Here is a 19,432-nt window from a genome sequence, read left to right as displayed (position 1 = left end):
CAGTACTGTAGTGGCTTTTCCTCCTTAACCCGAACGGCATTTCTGATATCCTGTGGCCCCTTTCCGCTTGGGCCGAGTGCGTTCGAGCCTGGCTGGAGTTTCCTGTTACAACATTCTCAGTGAGCAGTGCCCATGGCTACCCGTAAAGAAGCCACCGACCTGCAGCGCGCCCTCAAGGCCTGCAGGGGCTCCTTCGTTTCCGTGGGGTTTTTCAGCATGTTCATTAACCTGCTCATGCTGGTGCCCCCGCTTTATATGTTGCAGGTCTACGATCGCGTCATCACGTCACGCAGCGAATCGACCCTGCTGATGCTGACCATCGTGGTCGTGTTCCTGTTCGCGGTCATGGGCGGACTGGAGCTGGTGCGCTCACGCATCCTCATCCGCGTGGGTAACCGGCTCGACTCGATCCTCAACGAGCGTCTCTATTCCGCCATGTTCCGGCGTAGTGTCATGACGCAAGGCCAACAGACGGCGCAGCCGCTCAGCGACTTGACCAACATTCGTCAGTTCCTGACCGGCAATGGCCTGTTTGCCTTCTTCGATGCCCCTTGGGTGCCGGTCTACCTGGGCGTGCTGTTTCTCTTTCACCCCTGGATGGGCATTTTCGCCACCCTGGCCGGCATCATCCTGCTGGCGCTGGCGATCGCCAACGAGAAAGCCACCAAGAATCTGCTTGCCGAGGCCAGCAGCGAGCACATCAAGGCCCAGGACCTGGCTAACAGCAACCTGCGCAACTCCGAAGTCCTGCATGCCATGGGCATGCTGCCCGGCATCATGGGCCGCTGGGCCGGCAAGCATCATGAATTTCTCTCCAAGCAGTCCCAGGCCAGCGACCGCGCCGGCGCGTTGAGCAATGCCTCCAAGACGCTACGCATGCTGTTCCAGTCGTTGATTCTCGGCCTCGGGGCGTACCTGGTGCTCGAAGGCAGCATGACGCCGGGGATGATGATCGCCGGCTCTATCCTCATGGGACGTGCCCTGGCGCCCATCGATCAGATGATCGGCAGCTGGAAGGGCTTCGTCAGTTCGCGTAGCGCCTACCAGCGACTCGACGACCTGCTGGAACAGATTCCCGACGAGCAGCGGCGCATGTCGTTGCCGGCACCCCACGGCGAAATCTCCATCGAGTCGGTGGCGGCGGCGCCTCCCGGCGTGCGCATGGCCACCATTCGCGGCATCAACTTCGACGTGCCCAAGGGCGAACACATCGGCATCATCGGCCCCAGCGCCGCGGGCAAGTCGACGCTGGCGCGCGTGCTGTTGGGCATCTGGCCTTCACAGGTAGGCAAGGTGCGTCTCGATGGCGCCGACATCACCCAGTGGAATCGCGACGAGCTGGGGCCGCATATCGGCTACCTGCCCCAGGACATCGAACTCTTCGACGGCACGATCAGCGAAAACATCGCACGCTTCGGCGAGGTGGATGCCGAGAAAGTGGTCGCCGCCGCCAAGAAGGCGGGCGTCCACGAGATGATTCTGCAGTTGCCGAATGGCTACGACACCTACATCGGCGCCTCCAGCGGTGCCTTGTCGGGCGGTCAGCGGCAGCGTATCGGCCTGGCGCGGGCGCTCTACGGCAACCCGGTGTTTGTGGTCCTCGACGAGCCCAACTCGAACCTCGACGACAACGGCGAGCGGGCCCTGTCGAAGGCGCTGCAACAACTCAAGCAGGAAGGTGTCACACTGTTCGTCATCAGCCACCGGACCAGTGTGCTCAAGAGCATGGACAAACTCCTGGTGCTCAAGGATGGCCAAGTCAGCATGTTTGGCCCGCGGGACCAAGTCTTTGCGCAATTCGCCAAACAGAACTCCAGCCAAGGTAAGAGTCAGGTTGCGCAGCAAAACAGCACTCGCCTGTCGGCCATTCAGGGCGGCCAGGCAGGCAGCAAAGAGACGCAGCCGGGAGAGCAACGTTAATGGCCAACGATATCGAAAGGCGCAGCATAGATATCACGCCGCCTCGCGAGACGAGCGCATCGGAATCATCTCAGGCTAAGGAAAAGCAGTTGCCAACTGGTGACAAGGGCTATCGTCGCCTGGGGGCAATCATCCTGCTGGTGGCCTTCGGTGGGTTCGGCGGTTGGGCCGCCACCGCCGATCTGGCCGTGGCCGTGGTGGCGCCTGGCTCGGTATCCGTCGAGTCGTTCAAGAAAACCGTGCAGCACCTGGAAGGCGGAATCGTCAAGCAGATCGCCGTCCAGGATGGCGACCATGTCGAGGCGGGCGACACACTGGTGGTGCTGAACAATACCCAGGCGCTATCGCAGCTGGAAATCGCCCGTTCGCAGTACCTGATCAACCGCGCAGCCGAGGTGCGCCTGCTCGCCGAGCAGAAGGATGCCGACTCGCTGACCTTCCCGCAGGAGATCCTCGACAGCAACTCCCAGCGTGTCAGTGAAGTGCTCGCCGTGCAGCGCGCACTCTTCCACGCCCGGCGGGATGCTCTCAGGGGCACGCTCAATGCGCTCGACGAGCAGGTCGTGCAGATGCGCGAACAGATCGACGGCCTGCAATCGATGATCGAGGTCAACCAGTCGCGCATGGCCTCGCTCCAGGCCGAAGCCAAGGATTACCGTGAGCTGTTCAAAGAGGGCCTGGGCGACAACCAGCGCCTGCGTGAGCTGGAGCGTCAGGTGTTGCAGTTCAAGGGCGAAATCGCCCAGCATCGCTCCGAAATTGCCCGCCTCAAGTCGCAGATCAGCGAAAACGAAGTCCAGAAGCAGGTCAAGCTGCAGGAATTCCAGAAAGAAATCGGCGAGCAGCTGCGCGAGGCGCAGGCCAATATCGCCGATGCCGAAGAGCGCATGACGGCACTCAGCGACCAGGTCAACCGCACCGTGGTCACCGCCCCGGTCAGCGGCACGGTGGTAGGACTGCAGGTGCATACCGTGGGCGCCGTGGTGCGCCCCGGCGATCCCATCATGGACATCGTGCCGTCCGGTGACGGTTTCGTGGTCGAGGCGCGCATTCCCGATCGTGACATCGACAACATCTACCGCGGTCAGGACGCCGAGATTCGCTTCAGCGCCTTCAACCAGCGCCTGAGCAACGTCATCGAAGGCGAAGTCATCCACGTCAGTGCGGATACCTTCGAGGACGAGGCGACCGGCACCTACTACTACAAGGCACGCGTCAAGGTCACTGAACAGGGGAAACGCGACATGACCGATAACATGCAATTGCTTGCCGGCATGCCTGCCGAAGTCATGATTCGCACTGGCGAGCGTACCTTTGCCAGTTACATTGCCAAGCCGATCACCGACATGCTGGCACGTGCCATGCGGGAGGAATAAGGCGTGTCGTTGACGAAGTCGCTGCTTGGATGGCTCCCGCTTGGATTCACGTTGGCTGCCTTGCCCTCCGCCGTCATGGCGCAGGCGCAGATTGCCGAGCCGAGTGCCACACTCCCCGAAGACAACTATCCGTCAAGCGAGGCCGAGGCAAAGGCAGCGGGTGCGCTGCCCTCGCTACCGGCACTTTTCGCCCTGGCGCTGCAGCACGATGCCCAGCTTTCCAGCCAGCGTTATGACATGGAGGCAACGGCCCAGCAGATCCCCAAGGCACGGGCCGGGCTGCTGCCGCAGGTCGATGCCAGTATCGGCTACGTCTATCAGGACTCGGAAAACTACTACACCGGCAATCCGGCATACGATCCTTCCAATGAGCGCATCGATCCCGAGTACGAAGCGCGTTACCTGGGGCAGACCGAGGACACCACCTGGCAGGTGCAGTTGACCCAGCCGCTGTTCAGCCTGGAGCGCTGGCGTCAGCTCGACAAGGCATATGCCCAACGCGATGCCGCGGAGCTGCAGGTCGCGGTTGCCGAGCGTGATCTTGCCCTACAGCTTTCCGAAGCCTATCTGGATGCGTTTCTCGCCTCGCGCAAGCTCGGCCTGCTGGCTTCCAAGCGCGAAGCGCTGGAATTGCAAGTCAAGCAGGCACAGCGTGCCTTCGACCTGGGTATCGGCGATCGCATCAATCTCTACGAATCCCAGGCGCGCTTCGACCAGGCGCTGGCCGAGCAGATTCGTGCCGAGAACGAACTGGACAACGCGCTCAGCGATCTCGAGCGCCTGACCGGCCAGCTGCCTCGCTTCGATACCAGTACTCTGGGCGATCTCAGCGAGTTCGAGGTGCCCAGCGACTGGGGTGAGCCGCAAACCTGGCTGGAGCGCACCCAGCAGAACGTCGAGGTGCTACTGGCCAAGCAGCAGCAGCAGATTGCCCAGGAAGATACCGACGTGCGGCGTGCGGGCCATTACCCGGAACTCAACCTCAACCTGTCCTATGTGGATCGTGGCTCCAACGACCCGTTCCGCGAGAGCGAGAACGCCTCGGCCAGCGTGGAACTCAACGTGCCCATCTACCGGGGCGGCTACACCTCGGCAAACGTGCGTCAGGGCGAGTTGACGGCGCTTTCCAGCGCGGCGGCGTACACCAACACGCTCAACCTCGCGCAGCAGGAAGTCCGCACCCGCTTGCGCAGCCTGAACGGGGACGTTCGCCAGCTCGAGGCCCTCAAGCGTTCCATCGAGTCCAGCCGTCTGTTCCTGCAGGCGGCGGAGAAGGGCGAACAGCTCGGCCTGCGCGATCTCGTCGATGTGCTCGATGCACGGGCCGACCTCTACGACCTGCGTATCCAGTTCGTCGAAGTGGTACGCCAGTACATTCTGGACTCGCTCAGCCTCGAGGCTGCCGTGGGCGATCTCGACACCCGCGATCTGGTCGAGAGCATGGTCAAGCTGGAAGCGTTGGCGGGGCAGGGGTAATAAACTTCACGGGAACCGCCGGCAGGGCGGTTCCCGTATAGATTATCTGCTTAGTGCATGTCGATCACTGATAAGAGCCGGCCCGTTTCGGTGTGGCTAGCTGACCGGCTTTCAGTTCCTCGTCGGTGAGTGCCTTGACATGCCGATAGGCAGCATCCAACTGGGCCTGACGCGTCTGCGAGTTGGACGGATGGGCCGGCGTTCGGAACAGCGATGTGGTCTTTTTGATCAGTTGGAAGTCGTTGCCGTGAGCGTAACGGCGCCACAAATTCCAGTCTTCCAGGTGTTCCAGGGATTCGTCGAAACCACCGCGTTCCGTGTAGAGCTGACGCGGGAAAAGAATGGACTGGATAGGAATCAAATTGCATTCGGCCAAGCGTTCATGGTCGAAATCCATGCAATGCAGGGGATGCAGGTAATATTCGTATTCGGTGATCTGACGCTGGTCATGATCGACATCGCAACGTACGTCCCACGCTAGCGTAATAGCGGCTATCAGATTGGCATGGCGGCGCAAGGTGTCGACCAATATCTCGATATGGTCGGCATAAAGCAGGTCATCGTCGTCAAGGAAGAGACACCAGGTTCCTTCAGCCATAAACAGGCCCAGGTTGCCAGCCGCACTCCTGCCCAGCTTTTTCTGCGACGCGAAGCGCACACGGCATGGGGCCGATTCCGCCAAGGAGTGAACCAAGTCCCGGTTAGTCTCGCCGCCATCCTCGACAACAATCCATTCGAGATTGGGGTAAGTCTGGTTGAACACACTCAACGCAGCTTGCTTGAGCAGCCAGTCCCGACCCTGGTAAGTGCGCGTGATTACCGACACGAGTGGCGGCGAGCCAAGATCGCTCTCTGGCGCAGGCACCTCAACGAAAGCGCCCTGCCGAGTCAGCTCGTAATCGAACCCCTTGAATACGCCGATGCCGGAGCGGTTGGCCGCTTTACGTTCCCTGCGCAGCGTCGGGAGTTGACGTAACAGCTTCCGGTATTCGCTCAGCAAGCGGCGCCTGGCACCAGGGAAAGGCCGGCGGCTCAGGCTGACGGCGGCCAGCCCCAATGCTGACAACTGGTCGCGCGAGGTACCGTAACGCAGGCGCAGATAAAGGTTGGCCCGAGTGCTCCCCAGGTACTGAGCAGGCTTGACCTGGTTGGCTTCTTCATAGGTGTAATGTGCAACGGTGGCTATCGGGCAGTAGCGCAGCCGGTAGCCGGCCTCCCGGCACCGGAAGGAATACTCGACGTCCTCACCGTACAAGAAGATGCGTTCGTCATAGCCATCGATAGCCTCGAAAGCCTGACGGCTCAACAGGATACAGGCATGCGATGACCAATGCGTTTCCCAGCTTACCGGGTCGTAATGCTTGGGGTGTTCGAAGGGCCGTTGTCGCAGTTCCCAAGAGGCTACGTCCGGCGCATCATGCGTGGCGATATTGACGATTCGGGTGATCGATTCGGCGTCGAACTCCAGATCGGGGTTGGTAATGAGAATATACTCGGCGTCGCTGTGCCGGACCGCCCAGTTGTGCGCCGCTCCGAAGCCCAGGTTGGGGCGTGGATGCAGATCGATGCCGGCAAAATGCTTGCCATGCCTCTCGCGAATCTTCTCGACGACCTCTCGCGTGTCATCCGACGAATCATTGTCGACGAACACCAAGTGCAGGCGGTCCAGCGGGTAGCGCTGCGCCAACAGGCTATCGATCAGCGACGGCAACCAGCGGGCGCTATTGTAAGTCACTACCGAGACAACGACCTTTGGGAGCGTGGCGGGAGGAGAGGCCGCGGCGGCAACCCAGCCTCCTCCCAGGCTATCCAGCTCTGCCAGGCGTCTTTCGCCCATTGCCTGAAGGGCAGGCAGCCCGCTGTAGTCGGCCATGGGGGAGAGCAGCAAGCGCTGCATGCCGTTGTGAAACGGCCTGAGACAGCGTTTGACAGGACCCGGCAGCCGGCGCGCTACGGCCATGCCATGCCAGTAGGTATGTCGCAGGCCCGCACGAGAATACCAAAAGGCATGTCTCCCCCCGGCACAGGTTATCCAATACCCCCGACGTAAGGCTGCGCGCAGGTGCCAGTAGCCCTGCCGGGCATAACGTACGCCGTCTCGCATTGGGCGGGTCAGGCGCCATGAGCGAGAGGACTCCAGCTCGGCCAAGGCCTTTTGGGCTTCATCTCGCTCGGATAAGGCACTCTGCAAGGCCTGGCGTAAGTCATTGACCTGCTGCTCTTGGTCGGAGCGGTTGCGGCCACTCCCTGACCGGGGATCGGTGTCGTTAAGCTGATCCACAGAACGTTCCTGAACAAAGTAAGGGCAATGGGGGCCGGTAGCATATAGCATCGTTGCCTAGGGGTCGACTTGGTAACGGCTATCGTCCCTAGGCTGATTGTGTGCCTGGAGGAGCTGGCATAGAATGGCCGCCTCGTATTGTGAGCCTGGGATCTAACGCTGGGAATTACCGAAGGCTTTGGCCTTGCCAGCCTCAGCATTGCGATGTCCACTCACGATCAGCTTAGCATCTTGGCCTAGACGCGGCCGGATACGTATGCCAGGAAGCGCCCCAGCTGTTTTTCGCAAAGGATGCCATGAATCCCCACGCTTCAAATTCGGTTTCTCCCGCTCATCTGGTTCGGTCGCTTCTACAGCATCGACAGCTACTCGGTAAGCTGATATGGCGTGACGTCATTGGCCGCTATCGGGGCTCCTTGATGGGGTTGATGTGGTCCTTTGTCCACCCCTTGGTAATGCTGATCATTTACACCTTTGTCTTCTCGGTCGTCTTCAAGGCGCGTTGGAACATAGGCGAAGATGAGCCACGTGCCCTGTTTGCCCTGGTGTTGTTCGTCGGTTTGATGCTGCACGGCTTGATCGCGGAGATACTCAACCGCTCGCCGGCAGCCATTATCAATAACGTGAATTACGTCAAGAAGATCGTGTTTCCTCTTGAGTTGTTGCCGGTGGTCATTTTGGGCGGAGCGCTTTTTCACCTGGCGATCAGCTTTGGCGTCTTGATTCTCGTCATTGCCTTGTTGGGCATGCCTTTACACAGTTCGATATTTTTGTTTCCCGTGGTCCTGCTGCCCATGCTGCCGCTGATACTAGGTATTGGATGGGGTTTGGCCGCACTTGGCGTTTTCGTACGTGATATCGGACAGCTGATGGGCATCGTGACTACGATGCTGCTGTTTCTCTCTCCGATCTTCTTTCCCATCGAGGCTTTGCCTGGCCCCTATCAGGTCGTGCTCAGGTTGAACCCGCTGACTCTGATTATCGAACAGGCGCGTGGCGTGCTGCTCTGGGGTGAAATGCCGGACTGGCCGTGGCTGGCGCTTTATATGGTTCTATCGCTAGGTGTCTGCTGGTTGGGGTTTGCCGCTTTCCAGAAGCTGCGCAAGGGGTTTGCCGATGTGCTCTGACATTGCGATTCGCGTCGACTCGTTGATCAAGGACTATCGGATCTATACGAATCCCTCGGATCGCTTGAAACAAGCGATCGTGCCGAAATTGAAGCGTCTCGTGGGCAAGGCGCCCTCGTCCTACTTTCGCGAGTTCAGGGCGCTTGACGATGTCAGCTTCGAGGTATATCGAGGACAAACCGTCGGCGTGATCGGGCGCAACGGTTCCGGCAAATCCACGCTGCTACAGATCATTTGCGGAACATTGACGCCGTCATCGGGAACCGTCGAGGTCAACGGCCGGGTGGCTGCCTTGCTTGAGCTCGGCGCCGGTTTCAACCCCGAGTTCAGTGGCCGCGAAAACGTCTACCTCTTTGCCTCGGTGATGGGGTTATCCCAAGCTGAAGTCAGCGAACGTTACGATGCCATCCTCGATTTCGCCGACATCGGTGAGTTCATCGATCAACCCGTCAAGACCTACTCCAGCGGCATGCTGGTCCGCTTGGCCTTTGCCGTCATTGCTCATGTCGATGCCGATATCCTCGTCATCGATGAGGCGCTAGCCGTTGGCGACGCCTTCTTCGTGCAGAAATGCATGCGCTTTCTACGCAAATTCATGGAGCACGGCACCGTACTGTTCGTCAGTCACGATAGCGCGGCAGTGACTAACCTCTGTAACTATGCCGTCTGGCTGGAGAAGGGGGGCGTTCGCGAAAAGGGCGAGCCCAAGCGTGTGTCGGAACACTATCTGGAAGCTCAGTACGGGAGTGAAGGGAATCAGCAAGACGCGGCAGCAACCGTTCAGGAAAGCGATGAAGATGCCATTGCCGATGACGGAAATGTGCCGGCGTTTCGTGAGACGACGAAAGAGGGGGAAGCGCGGGACTTTGACGAGGCCGACGACTTTCACGACATGCGTCGTGACCTGATGCTAGGTTCAACGCTGCGCAACGACCTCGAATTGTTCACCTTCGATCCTGATGCACCGGGTTTCGGTGAAAAGGGTGGCACGGTGGAGCAAGTGACGCTGAGCGACCGTCATGGACGAAATCTCAACTGGGTCGTCGGCGGGGAATCCGTCGTTCTGACGATCGAGTGCCGTGCCCACCAGCTCCTGAACAGCCCCATCATCGGTTTTATCGTCAAGGATCGCCTGGGGCAAACCCTATTCGGGGACAATACATTTCTGGGAACGCGCCCGCTGAGTGTGCAACCGGGCGAGGCCTTTCGTGCCTTGTTCGAGTTTCGTATGCCCATTCTTCCCATGGGGCAGTACAGTATCGGCGTTGCCCTGGCCGACGGCACCCAGAACGACCATCGCCAGCATCACTGGATACACGACGCACTGATCGTGACCTCCCATGCCAGCTCCTTGGCCCATGGACTGGTCGGGCTGCCCATGCGGCGCATTGCGTTGGAATCCCTGGCGCGCTGAACAGATGCTAAACGAGAGACTCATGAGCCAAGCTGAAACTCCTTCGTCCTGCCTTGCCCTCGATGAAGACCTGCTTTTCGAACCGCACCGGATCGTCGAGCCCTCGAGTTGGGCGGGGCATGTGCCCTTTGGCGCCTGGCTCGTCGCCAAGCATGCGCCGCGCCGGTTGGTCGAGCTGGGCACGCATACCGGTTTCTCGTTCAGTGCGTTCTGTCAGACTGTACAGACCAAGGGGCTCGATACGGAGTGTTATGCCGTCGATACCTGGCAAGGCGACGAGCATGCGGGGCGCTACAGCGATACCATTTTCGAAGAGCTCAGCGCCTATCACGACAAGCGCTATGCCGGGTTTTCCCGTCTGCTGCGCATGACGTTCGATGACGCGCTCGCCTATTTCAGTGAAGGCAGTGTCGACCTGCTGCACATCGATGGGCTGCACACCTACGACGCCGTGCGGCACGACTTCGAAACATGGTTACCCAAGCTCTCCGATCGCGGCATCGTACTGTTTCACGATACCAACGTTCGTGAGCGCGGCTTTGGTGTATGGCAGCTCTGGGAAGAACTCAGCGGGCGCTACCCGCACATTGCCTTCGACCATTCCAATGGGCTCGGCGTGTTGCTCGTGGGTAGCGAGATTGGCGAATCGGTCCATGCGTTGGCCAAGTGCTACGCCGAACGGCCTGCCTGGGTGCGCGGCCTGTTCGCCCAGCTTGGCGGCAGGATCGAGAACGAATGCGAGATCCGTCGCTTGCGGCCTCTTAACGAAGCGCGCGGTCGCGCCTTGGAAGAGCGTGAGGAAATGCTCATCTTGCGCGACAACGCCATCGCAGAGTTGCAGTCCGCCCTGGGCCGTCAGGAACGTCACGCCAATGACCTCGCTCGACAGGAAGAGGCTACCCGGCAACAGCTGGAGGCATCCCGTTCCTCTCAGCAGCAGCTTCAACGCGACCATGACGAGCTGAAGCAGGCTTTCGAGAGTTTGCAGCAACAACATCAGCAAGTGCTTGGCTCGAACAGTTGGAAGCTGACACAGCCGTTGCGTACCTTGATGTCGCGTCTGTCCAACTCGCGTTCCTGATATACAGGCAATGGCTCCATATGCTGAGGTGGCGGCCTCGCGCAACTTCGGGCTCGATCTGGTCCGTGCGCTAGCCATTTTGCTGGTATTGGCGGGACATGGCAGCTTGCTGGCGTTTTTCGACGACATGCAGGTCGCTACACGTCACATGCTGATCTATCAGGGTGGCTTCTTCGGGGTCGAGCTGTTCTTCGTGCTTAGCGGCTTCTTGATCGGCGGTATCCTGCTGCGCCTGTTCGACAACGGCGGCGCTCGCCCCGGTCACCGCGATATCCTGCAGTTCTGGGTGCGTCGCTGGTGCCGCACCCTGCCTAACTACTACCTGTTCCTTCTGCTCAATCTGACCCTTTTCGCCGCCTGGTTCGGCCCTCGGGGGTGGCAGTGGGGCTATTTCCTGTTTCTTCAGAACCTGGCATGGCCTGCCGGGCAACTCATGCCCGAGTCGTGGAGCCTGGCCGTGGAAGAGTGGTTCTACCTGACTGCGCCGCTGGGCTTTGGCCTTGCCTGTCTATTGTTGGCTTCGCGGCGCCACGCCATGCTCGCAGCCATCGTAACCTGCCTATTGCTGTCCAATCTGGCGCGCCTGGGGGTGGTGATTTGGACGGATCCTTCCTGGGACGAAGGCATTCGCAAAATCGTGCTGCTGCGCCTGGACAGTATCGCCTGGGGGTGTCTCATGGCCTGGCTGGCTGCCTATCGAGCCGACTGGTTATCGCGTTGGCGATATCGGTTGGCCGGGGCTGGCAGTGTGCTAACGCTAGGGGCGATCCTGCTCCTGGCGATGGGGGTGCGGCAAGGGTTTTCGCCGCTATGGCACGGCCTGTTGCTTTTTACGATGACCAGTGCAGGCTTTGCATTCTTATTGCCTGCCTTTGCACATTGTCCTCGGCCCAAGGCTTGGCTCGCAGCTCCCATTACCGGCCTTAGCCTGATTTCCTATTCCGCCTATTTGGTGCATTTCTCTCTAGTCATTCCTCTTTTGCGTCGCCTTGTTGGGAGTGAGCATTCACTAACAGGGGTCGACCTGGTCTTGTATCCATTGCTCACTATCGTTATTTCGACGTTAGTCTATTGCTACTTCGAAAAACCGATGACGGCTATTCGGCGTTATATCGGCATCAAACGAGCGTTTCTTAACAAGAGCTAGTCAACACTTTTTCCACGCTGAAAACCGCCTTAAAACACCCGCTTATCAACGCTTGCAAAGCTAACATTATCCCACTAGCATCCACGAAAGGTGATTTAGCTAGTGCATCGTCATGAGGCGGTTTTACATTACCGCTGACGCTACGATGTACGCTTTCTCATCTTAGGGAGCGGGCCAATACCAGTAGCTTTCGTTACTTGGGTGTCAGGCTTTCCCGTCGTGATCAGCGCTGATCGCAGGGACAAACCCTGCGTGAACCGCACGGCAAGGCCGTATCGGCAAGCGCAGGGTTTGGAGCCTTTTTGGATCCAAAAGCGGCATTTAGCCGCAATAATGGCAACAATTGCATATGCAAGGAGACTGCCGACATGGCAATCAGCTTCGACCGTAATTTCTATCTCGAACAAAAACTGGCTCAGCTGCAGGCAGCCGGTAACACCGAGTACACTACCACCGCTGACGTGCTGGCCGCTTTCCAGGAAGCCGGTCTGACTGCCCAGGCACACTACGAAATGTGGGGCGCAGGCGAAGGCCTGAACCCGTCCGCTGAATTCGACACCCAAGCCTACCTGGAAGCCAAGCTGGCCCAGCTCCAGGAAGCCGGTTATTCTGAATACTCCACCACCGAGCAAGTGCTGGCTGCCTTCCAGGAAGCCGGTCTGAGCCCGCTGGAGCACTACAACCAGTACGGTATCGATGAAGGAATCGAAGCCGTTCCGGCTGGTCAGTCAACTGCAGGGCTCACTGCAGCTCTGGCTTCTCTGGCAGCAGCCAACGAAGGTCTGACTTCTTTCTTGGAATCTGCTGCTGAGAACGAGGCTGTTGCTGCCGAGATCGCGGTTGAAGATCCGACTTCAGCGCAAATTGATACTGCGCTTGATGATGCATTGACCACTACTACTAATGCGGTCGACGATCTGCTTGTCAGTATTTCAGGTATTACTGACGACGCATTTGTTAATGCTGGTGCCAATACCAAAGCTGGTCTGATCGCCGATGGGCGTGAAGATGCCCAAAATGCTATCGAGACTGCCCAGACTGCACTGAGCGATTATCAAGCTGAAATTGCTAAAGTGGATGGCCTTGCCTCTGCTATCAGCGCAGCCGAAGCTGCTGAGGAAAGCCTCACTGCAGCGCAGAATTCGCTTACAGAAGCTCAAGATGCTTACGCTGGCGTTGAAGCAACTTTCGAAGCCCAGAATGAAGCTGCAGATGGCGACTTGACTACTAGCGCTGATGTCGTACTTCAGAAGTCTGACGGAGCCGGTGGTTTCGTTGCTTGGGATCCTGCTACTGATACCGTCGCTGATTTGGCCCGCGTTCAAGATACCGGTAACAGCCAAACTCTCTTCACTGTTAATGCTGATGGTGAGCTCGTCGCCGAGAGTGGCCTGTCTGCTTACACGGGACTGAGCACTCTGCAATCCTCTATCCAAGCTGTAATCAATGCTCAAGCTACTGTCGAAGCAGCTGAGCAGGCCGATACTGCTGCGCAGAATGATCTTGCCGCTATTACCGACCTGTCCGCGGGAGATTTCACTACCGAAACTAACGGTCAGGATGTTTATACTCAGCTCAACACTCTCGAGCAGAACCTGACCGCTGTTCAAGAGCAGCAGCAGAACCTTGAGGAAGCTATTTCTACTTGGCAGGGCGTTGTTGAACTCGACTCCCAGCGTACTGATCTTGAAGATGCGATCACTGACGCTGAGCAAGCCATCGAAGGTGAGGAAGGCCTGAATGTCACTCTGCGCGACGGCGCAGAAAACTTTGCCAGCGAAGATGAAGTATATCTCTTCAATGCTGACGAAGGTAACCAAAGCCTGTCTGGCTTCGGTGCATCCGGTCAAGATCGCATCTACTTCGGTGAAGAGTTTACTTTCACCCAGATTCCGGAAGGCAGCGATATTTCCGACAATGTCGGTTCTGTCAACGCTCTAGAAATCTTCTGGGAGCAGGACGGTGCGAACCTGAACCTGTACGTCGAAGAAGAGACATTCGCAGGTAATAGCAGTGCCGGCGCAGCTGCCGACATCACTACTATCACCCTGACCGGTGTTAATGCAGAAGATGTTAGCTTCACTAACGGTTACCTGACCGCAGGTGAAGTCGCCTAAGCCATAGGCTTAGCGATTTGAGGATCTTCTGATCCTCACGTAGCACTAAGCCCCCGGCCCACAAGGCTGGGGGTTTTTCGTTGCTGGTTTTGTGTCGATAATGACCATTTTCTGTGTCGACAATGTCGGCATTTTCTGTCAGTCATTTCTTACAATTTAAAGGAGGGTCTGTGCCTAACTTGTTGGCCATCAGCCCCAAGAAATGCCAAGGGTTGACCTGGCATCCACCGCGTGATCTGAGTTTTGCCGCTCAGCATCATCTAATCCCCCTGCACGCCGGTGAACTCGCCCAGGCTGCCTCGACCATGCCGCTCGCGCTTGTCAAAGGCGAGCAGGGCTGGCAACTGGTCGGGGTGTGTAGCCTGGAGCCTGGCCACAACCTGTTTATCAAGGATGGGCAATGGCTGGGTCATTATCGCCCGCAATGGCTCGCCACATGGCCGTTTGTCGTCGTGCAGGCAGGCGAGAAGAGCATCGTCGCGTTCGATCGCGACAGTGGCTTGCTGGGGGCGGAAGAGGGCGAGCCGTTCTTCGATGCCGAGGCCCAACCGGCTGGGCGGGCTGCTGAAGTGATCGCGACGCTCAAGGCCAACCACGGCAAGCAGCAGCGCACCCAGGCGGCGCTGGCAGCCTTGAACAAGGCTGGCGTGCTTACGCCCTGGCCGGAATCGCTGCAGTCTCAATTGGGCATGGCCATTCCCGGCCTGCACATGATCGGCGAGCGCGCCCTGGCGGAACTGGATGATGAAGCCTTCCTCGCGCTCAGAAAGGCTCAGGCGCTGCCCTTGGCCTATGCCGTCAACCTGTCACTGTCACAAACGCACCTGCTGACCCGGCTGGCCCGAGTGAATCCAGGCAAGGTGTCAGTCGGGGAGAGTTTCGATAGCTTTTTCGGCGATGACGATGAGCTGAGTTTCGATTTTGATCGTTAAAGAAGCGGCAACGAAATGGTGCCGAGTCGCCATAGTCGCGTCAGCGGCGCTGTTGAGCGGCTGCGTGCCGTTTGTGCCGATCATTTGAGGAGTGGGTCGTGTCGACTTTCACAGCCTACTAGTATGTTGTCGCCTTTCTCGGCATGGGCTCCATGGATTGCATCCCGCATGCTGTACCGTGCACCGTCAGCTGCCTGGTTCGTCGCTACTGCGCAGCTATATCCCCACGTCGTGGAATATCGGCCTTATTCAATCTCTCACCACCCGGTGCGGTAAGAAAGGCGCCGCCGGTATCCCGGCGCCGCCTTGCCGTGTTACCTAGCCCCACAGATCTCCATCGTTGGCACTGACCACACGGCCCTCCGTGCTGCCCCACATCAGGTAGTGCATTAACGGATCCATGCCGGCAGCTGCCACATCCGGATGCGCTGACTGGTAGGCCTCGAGGTCCATCCAGGCCGAGGGATCACGCTTCTCCCCCCAGCCGTAGGCCAGGTAGTGCTCGTAGCCGCTATCGAAGTCGCCTTGGCCAACCGCGGCCGCGACATCCGAATTCACCTCCAGATACCAGCTTTCATCGAACAGGGCATTGGGATCACGACCCTCAGCCTGCCCGTACAGACTGTAATGGGTATACGCGTCGATAATGTCGCCTGCCTGGATCGCTGCGGCCACGTCGGGGTTCTGCGCCAGGTAGAAGGCCTCGTCAAACGCCGGGGTGCTGTCCGAGACGCTTCTGCCTTCGCTTTGTCCGTACATGGCGTAATGCTCATAGCCACTGCGGAAGTCTCCCCGCTCGACGGCAGATGCCACATCGGGGTTCTTGCTCAGGTAATAGGCCTCATCGAACGCCACGCCACGCTCGGCGGTATTCCGGCCTTCGCTCGCGCCGTACTGGACATAGTGCGCGTAGCCGCTGGCATAGTCGCCACGTGCCACGGCCTCGGCTACATCCGTGTTATTCGCCAGGTAGTAGCTTTCCTCGAAGATCATTATCGGGGCGTTGATCAGCTCAGGCGCCTTGGCCAACACCACGCGGTCGTCGAAGCGTAGCAGCTCGATATTCTGAAGTGTGTCCGTGCCGGTGGCGGCCGTGGTTACGGTCAGCGTGCCGTCATCGTTCCAGGTCAACGTGGCCTGGTCGAAGCGGGTTTCGAAACGAGCCACGTCCACGCCGGTCTCGCCGTCGAGCTGGTCGTTGCCGGTGCCGCCACTCAGGCGGTCGTTGCCATCGCCGCCAAACACGACATCGTCGCCGGCATCCCCGAACAGCATATCGTCGCCACCCTTGGAGCCCACGGTATCGTTACCGGCTCCGCCATGCAGCACGTCATCGTCAGCGCCCAACACAATGGTCTGACTGGCGCTATCGCCCCAGACGCGCTGGGAACCAGCCCCCCCCGTAATGGTGGCTGTGCCGATCACTGCCGCAAAGTCGACGTTGTTTAGCTCAAGGAGGATTCCCGAGGGTAGCGCCGTCGTGTCGATGACTAGCGCCGTCGAGGCCGGGCTACTGGCGCCTGGGTTGCCATTGATGACCAAGGGCCCGGTCGGCACTGTGCCGATGGGCACGCTGGGTACGAGGGTCTGTACCAACAACGGCGCTGTCTGCGGCAGGGCCCCCAGAAAGCCTGACCCACCGCCAGTCAGCAATGACTGGTCATCCGAACCGGCTTGGGTGTGTGCCTGGATTTCCCGAATCAACCCCGTCAGACCGGACCCGACCGCTACCGGTGCGCCAGTGCCGGTGACTTGCAGTCCATAGCCGGTGGGCACCTGCGCCGACAGGAGGGCCTCGCCCGCCGTTCCCGTGGTGACCAGCGGAATGTCCGCTACGGTGTTGTTGCCAACCTGCTCGGCGCGATCCGCGGTCACGATCGGAATAGTGACCACACGGGACGTGGTGCCGTCGCCATTGTTCACCTCGCCGATGCCAACAGGCACGCCATCGACCGTCTCGTTCGGTGTGGCAGGCGGTGTTGGAGGAGTCGGCGCAGGCGGTGGCGGTGGCGGTGGCGGGGTTGGTGCCGCAACAACCGTAATAGGCGTAGACAGCACTTTTTCGACCGTTCCCATGGCATCGGTATAGCTGATGCCTACGGTAATGGTCTGTCCCGCCAGGTCGGTCTGGACTTGTAGGGTATTCCCCGTCGCATCGGGGATCGGCACCCCATTGGCCAGCCATTGGAAGTGCAGGTTGCCGAGCCCATCACCATCGTCCAGGCTACTGACGTCCAAGCCCAAGGTTTCGCCAACCGCGGCGTTGCCGGTGATGGTGACAACCCCGGTGGGCTCATTGTTGATGTTGCTCACCACGCCGGACGGTATCGATTTGACGGTTTCGGCTGTGCCCTTGAGATCCGTGTAAGTCACATGTACCGAGACGGTCTTGCCCACCACGGACTGCTCGAGTACCAGTGTGGCGTCGGTCTGTCCCGGCAACAGCACATCATTGGCAAACCACTGATAGCTGAACGCCCCCAGGCCATCGGCATCGTCGAGTCCATGAACGTCAACGGTCAGCGTCTCGCCTTCCATTGGAATGCCCAGAAGCACCACGTTGCCTGTAGGCTCGGTGTTGAGGTGGCCAACTGCAGCGGTAGGGGCCGAAAATAGTATTTCTGGCGTGCCTTGGTTATCGATATAGCTCATCGATACGGTAATTTGCTTTCCTACCAGATCAGCATCCAGCAGTAATGTATCAAAACCCTGCGCATACGCGATCTCTACACCATCGGCATACCACTTATGCACGAAGGGTAAAGCCATGCCGTCCCGGTCGGAAACACTTCTTAAGAAGGTTAACGTTTGTCCTTGGGTGGGAGTCCCCACGATCGTCAAGGTGCCGGTGGGCGGATCGTTGACGTTCACCACAGGTGGGGTGGCAGCCGAGTAAACCGTATTCGCATGGCCATCACCGTCTGTATAGCTGACCTTGACGGAAACGGGCTGGCCCACCTGGGCCTGACCCAAGGTCAGGCTGGCAGCGGTCTCACCGAGAATTTCTGTGCCATTGGCGTACCATTGATAGCTGAACACGCCCAGCCCATCCACGTCAGCCAACGTAGCGATGTTCGCTGAGAGAATCTCATATTCCTGGGGTACGCCATCAATGATGACATTGCCGGTCGGTGCGTCATTGACGGCAGTCCCTTGCAGGGTGATCGTGCCATCCGCCGGGCCCGTGCCATGCTGATCACGGATGCGAGTGGAGATGGTGACGGTATCATTCCAGTCGGGGCTGGGGGCAAAACCGACATTGGCCAGGGCCGCATTCACGTCAGCGACCGAACCGGCCACACTCCAGACGCCGGTGCCGGCATTGTAAGTCGAGGTGGCTGAGCCGTAGCTGCCCGGGGATAGCGTCCCCGCCGCCGGGTCGCTCATAGTCAGCGTGGCGGTGACCGTGTCGCCCGTGTCGACCTCTCGGACCACGATGTCGTCCAAGGCGATAAGCCCGGCATCTTCAATAAAGGACTTGCTTTGAGTCAGGGACGTAGCCGTGGGGACGTCGTTGACTGAGCTGACCGAGAGCGTAGTTGATGCTGTGCTCGAGGAGAACGCTGTCGAGCCGCCATTGACAGTCGTATCGGCTGTCGAGGGACTATTTGAGCTGGAGGCGGTGCCCGTAGTTTGGTCCCAGCCACGGAAACTGAATGTCGCAGTGGTCGCATTATCGCTGGCCGGCAGAAAGCGCACCCACGTGTCTGCGGAAAGTAGCAGGGAGGCGTTCGCGTTGACGGCACCGAACGCTGTCCATGTCGTCTCGTCAGTCGAGTACTGCCATACTCCTTCACCCGAGACTCCAGTAATCGCGACACCACTTGCCGAGCCTTCATCGCTGAACCCGACGCCGGACAATAGTGTACTGACCTGGGTTGCTGAAGAGGGGGCGTCCTCACTGGTTTCGGCCAAGGCAAACTCTGCCCCGTTGGTGATGGTCGGTGCGGTATTGGGGACAATCGCAGGGCCAACATCAATGTCGTCAATATCCAGATCCAGACCACCGGAGCTTAACCCGGTAATCACGACTTCATCCAGATTATCCCAGCCGGTGAAGGTGATCTTTCCAGCCCAGCCATCGGGAATGGCGGTATAGACGGCGCCACCATTCGAGGATGAGAATCCCAGATCAAGAGTGGCAGTAGCGACAACAACGCCATCACGCTTGCCCTCGATCTTGATCGAGTCATCACCGAGGCCACTATCTATTTCAAATCCCTTGAGGGCGAAGTCATCGCCACTGGTCGTGCGGAAACTGACTGTGGTGACCTCTTCTGGGGCATTAGGATCGCCCAGGCCCCCATAATCGAAACGCAGAGCGCGATCCCCTGGCGAAGCAATAAGGCTATCACCATCCATGATGGCGATATTGGCGCCACCGTCCCCTGTAAATGTGAAGTCACCGTATGCTGCGGTATGATTGTTCGTAGCCCCGACGATTTCGGTATTGAAATCCAGATCTGAAGCCATTTTCCCAACTCCCAATCGTTTGTTTCATTTTTTTCGTTATTCAGGCGGGCGGACTCGACCGTGCTGCCTGGCATGGTTGCAGCTGGGC

Annotated in this window: 11 protein-coding genes; 9 read left to right on the top strand and 2 right to left on the bottom strand. The window is 59.0% G+C overall.

All coding sequences use genetic code 11. From position 1 onward, the window contains the following. Window positions 1-132: 132 nt before the first annotated feature. Genes MHM84_RS11810 through MHM84_RS11800 form a run of 3 tightly spaced genes read left to right on the top strand, consistent with a single transcriptional unit; the run spans window position 133 to window position 4,772 of the window. Window positions 133-1,920, top strand: a complete 1,788-nt coding sequence (locus MHM84_RS11810) for a type I secretion system permease/ATPase (RefSeq protein WP_239266361.1) — start codon at window positions 133-135, stop codon at window positions 1,918-1,920. Continuing rightward, window positions 1,920-3,296, top strand: coding sequence for an HlyD family type I secretion periplasmic adaptor subunit (locus tag MHM84_RS11805; protein WP_239266358.1), 1,377 nt, complete (start codon window positions 1,920-1,922; stop codon window positions 3,294-3,296). Before MHM84_RS11810 ends, MHM84_RS11805 begins: the two co-directional genes overlap by 1 nt. Before the next feature lie 3 nt (window positions 3,297-3,299). Continuing rightward, window positions 3,300-4,772 carry a TolC family outer membrane protein gene (locus MHM84_RS11800; protein WP_239266355.1) on the top strand — a complete coding sequence of 491 codons (1,473 nt, stop codon included), beginning with the start codon at window positions 3,300-3,302 and terminating at the stop codon, window positions 4,770-4,772. 64 nt (window positions 4,773-4,836) lie between these two features. Here the strand turns inward: MHM84_RS11800 and MHM84_RS11795 are convergent, their stop codons facing one another. Then, window positions 4,837-7,053 (bottom strand): glycosyltransferase family 2 protein, encoded by a 2,217-nt coding sequence (locus tag MHM84_RS11795; protein WP_239266352.1) that lies wholly within the window; start codon window positions 7,051-7,053, stop codon window positions 4,837-4,839. A 296-nt stretch (window positions 7,054-7,349) separates the two neighbouring features. On the opposite strand from MHM84_RS11795, the gene MHM84_RS11790 reads away from it, so the two are divergent. The 6 genes from MHM84_RS11790 to MHM84_RS11765 all read left to right on the top strand — a co-directional run bounded on the left by MHM84_RS11790 (window position 7,350) and on the right by MHM84_RS11765 (window position 14,871). After that, window positions 7,350-8,180 (top strand): ABC transporter permease, encoded by an 831-nt coding sequence (locus MHM84_RS11790; protein WP_275445754.1) that lies wholly within the window; start codon window positions 7,350-7,352, stop codon window positions 8,178-8,180. Further along, complete coding sequence (locus tag MHM84_RS11785; protein ID WP_239266348.1) at window positions 8,170-9,594, top strand: ABC transporter ATP-binding protein; 1,425 nt, start codon at window positions 8,170-8,172, stop codon at window positions 9,592-9,594. The genes MHM84_RS11790 and MHM84_RS11785 overlap by 11 nt, the downstream gene beginning before the upstream one ends. Window positions 9,595-9,616: 22 nt before the next feature. Next, window positions 9,617-10,675 (top strand): class I SAM-dependent methyltransferase, encoded by a 1,059-nt coding sequence (locus MHM84_RS11780; RefSeq protein ID WP_239266346.1) that lies wholly within the window; start codon window positions 9,617-9,619, stop codon window positions 10,673-10,675. A gap of 10 nt (window positions 10,676-10,685) precedes the next feature. Further along, on the top strand, window positions 10,686-11,822 hold the full coding sequence (locus MHM84_RS11775) for an acyltransferase (RefSeq protein ID WP_239266344.1): 1,137 nt from the start codon (window positions 10,686-10,688) through the stop codon (window positions 11,820-11,822). A 368-nt stretch (window positions 11,823-12,190) separates the two neighbouring features. Next, a complete protein-coding gene (locus MHM84_RS11770) occupies window positions 12,191-13,939 on the top strand; it encodes a hypothetical protein (protein ID WP_239266342.1) in 1,749 nt (582 codons plus the stop codon). A gap of 170 nt (window positions 13,940-14,109) precedes the next feature. Continuing rightward, complete coding sequence (locus MHM84_RS11765) at window positions 14,110-14,871, top strand: SapC family protein (RefSeq protein WP_239266340.1); 762 nt, start codon at window positions 14,110-14,112, stop codon at window positions 14,869-14,871. 318 nt (window positions 14,872-15,189) lie between these two features. Here the strand turns inward: MHM84_RS11765 and MHM84_RS21455 are convergent, their stop codons facing one another. Then, complete coding sequence (locus MHM84_RS21455; protein WP_275445753.1) at window positions 15,190-19,344, bottom strand: hypothetical protein; 4,155 nt, start codon at window positions 19,342-19,344, stop codon at window positions 15,190-15,192. Window positions 19,345-19,432 lie beyond the last annotated feature (88 nt).

This window comes from Halomonas sp. McH1-25 (assembly GCF_022348165.1).
In the GTDB taxonomy this organism is placed as follows: domain Bacteria; phylum Pseudomonadota; class Gammaproteobacteria; order Pseudomonadales; family Halomonadaceae; genus Modicisalibacter.
This window is presented reverse-complemented; position numbering and strand designations above follow the sequence as displayed.

What these genes read in the sequence shown, in the direction of transcription:
- MHM84_RS11810 (WP_239266361.1), top strand. Translation starts at nt 133, where the DNA reads ATGGCTACCCGTAAAGAAGCCACCGACCTGCAGCGCGCCCTCAAGGCC.
- MHM84_RS11805 (WP_239266358.1), top strand. Translation starts at nt 1,920, where the DNA reads ATGGCCAACGATATCGAAAGGCGCAGCATAGATATCACGCCGCCTCGC.
- MHM84_RS11790 (WP_275445754.1), top strand. Translation starts at nt 7,350, where the DNA reads ATGAATCCCCACGCTTCAAATTCGGTTTCTCCCGCTCATCTGGTTCGG.
- MHM84_RS11785 (WP_239266348.1), top strand. Translation starts at nt 8,170, where the DNA reads ATGTGCTCTGACATTGCGATTCGCGTCGACTCGTTGATCAAGGACTAT.
- MHM84_RS11780 (WP_239266346.1), top strand. Translation starts at nt 9,617, where the DNA reads ATGAGCCAAGCTGAAACTCCTTCGTCCTGCCTTGCCCTCGATGAAGAC.
- MHM84_RS11775 (WP_239266344.1), top strand. Translation starts at nt 10,686, where the DNA reads ATGGCTCCATATGCTGAGGTGGCGGCCTCGCGCAACTTCGGGCTCGAT.
- MHM84_RS11770 (WP_239266342.1), top strand. Translation starts at nt 12,191, where the DNA reads ATGGCAATCAGCTTCGACCGTAATTTCTATCTCGAACAAAAACTGGCT.
- MHM84_RS21455 (WP_275445753.1), bottom strand. Translation starts at nt 19,344, where the DNA reads ATGGCTTCAGATCTGGATTTCAATACCGAAATCGTCGGGGCTACGAAC.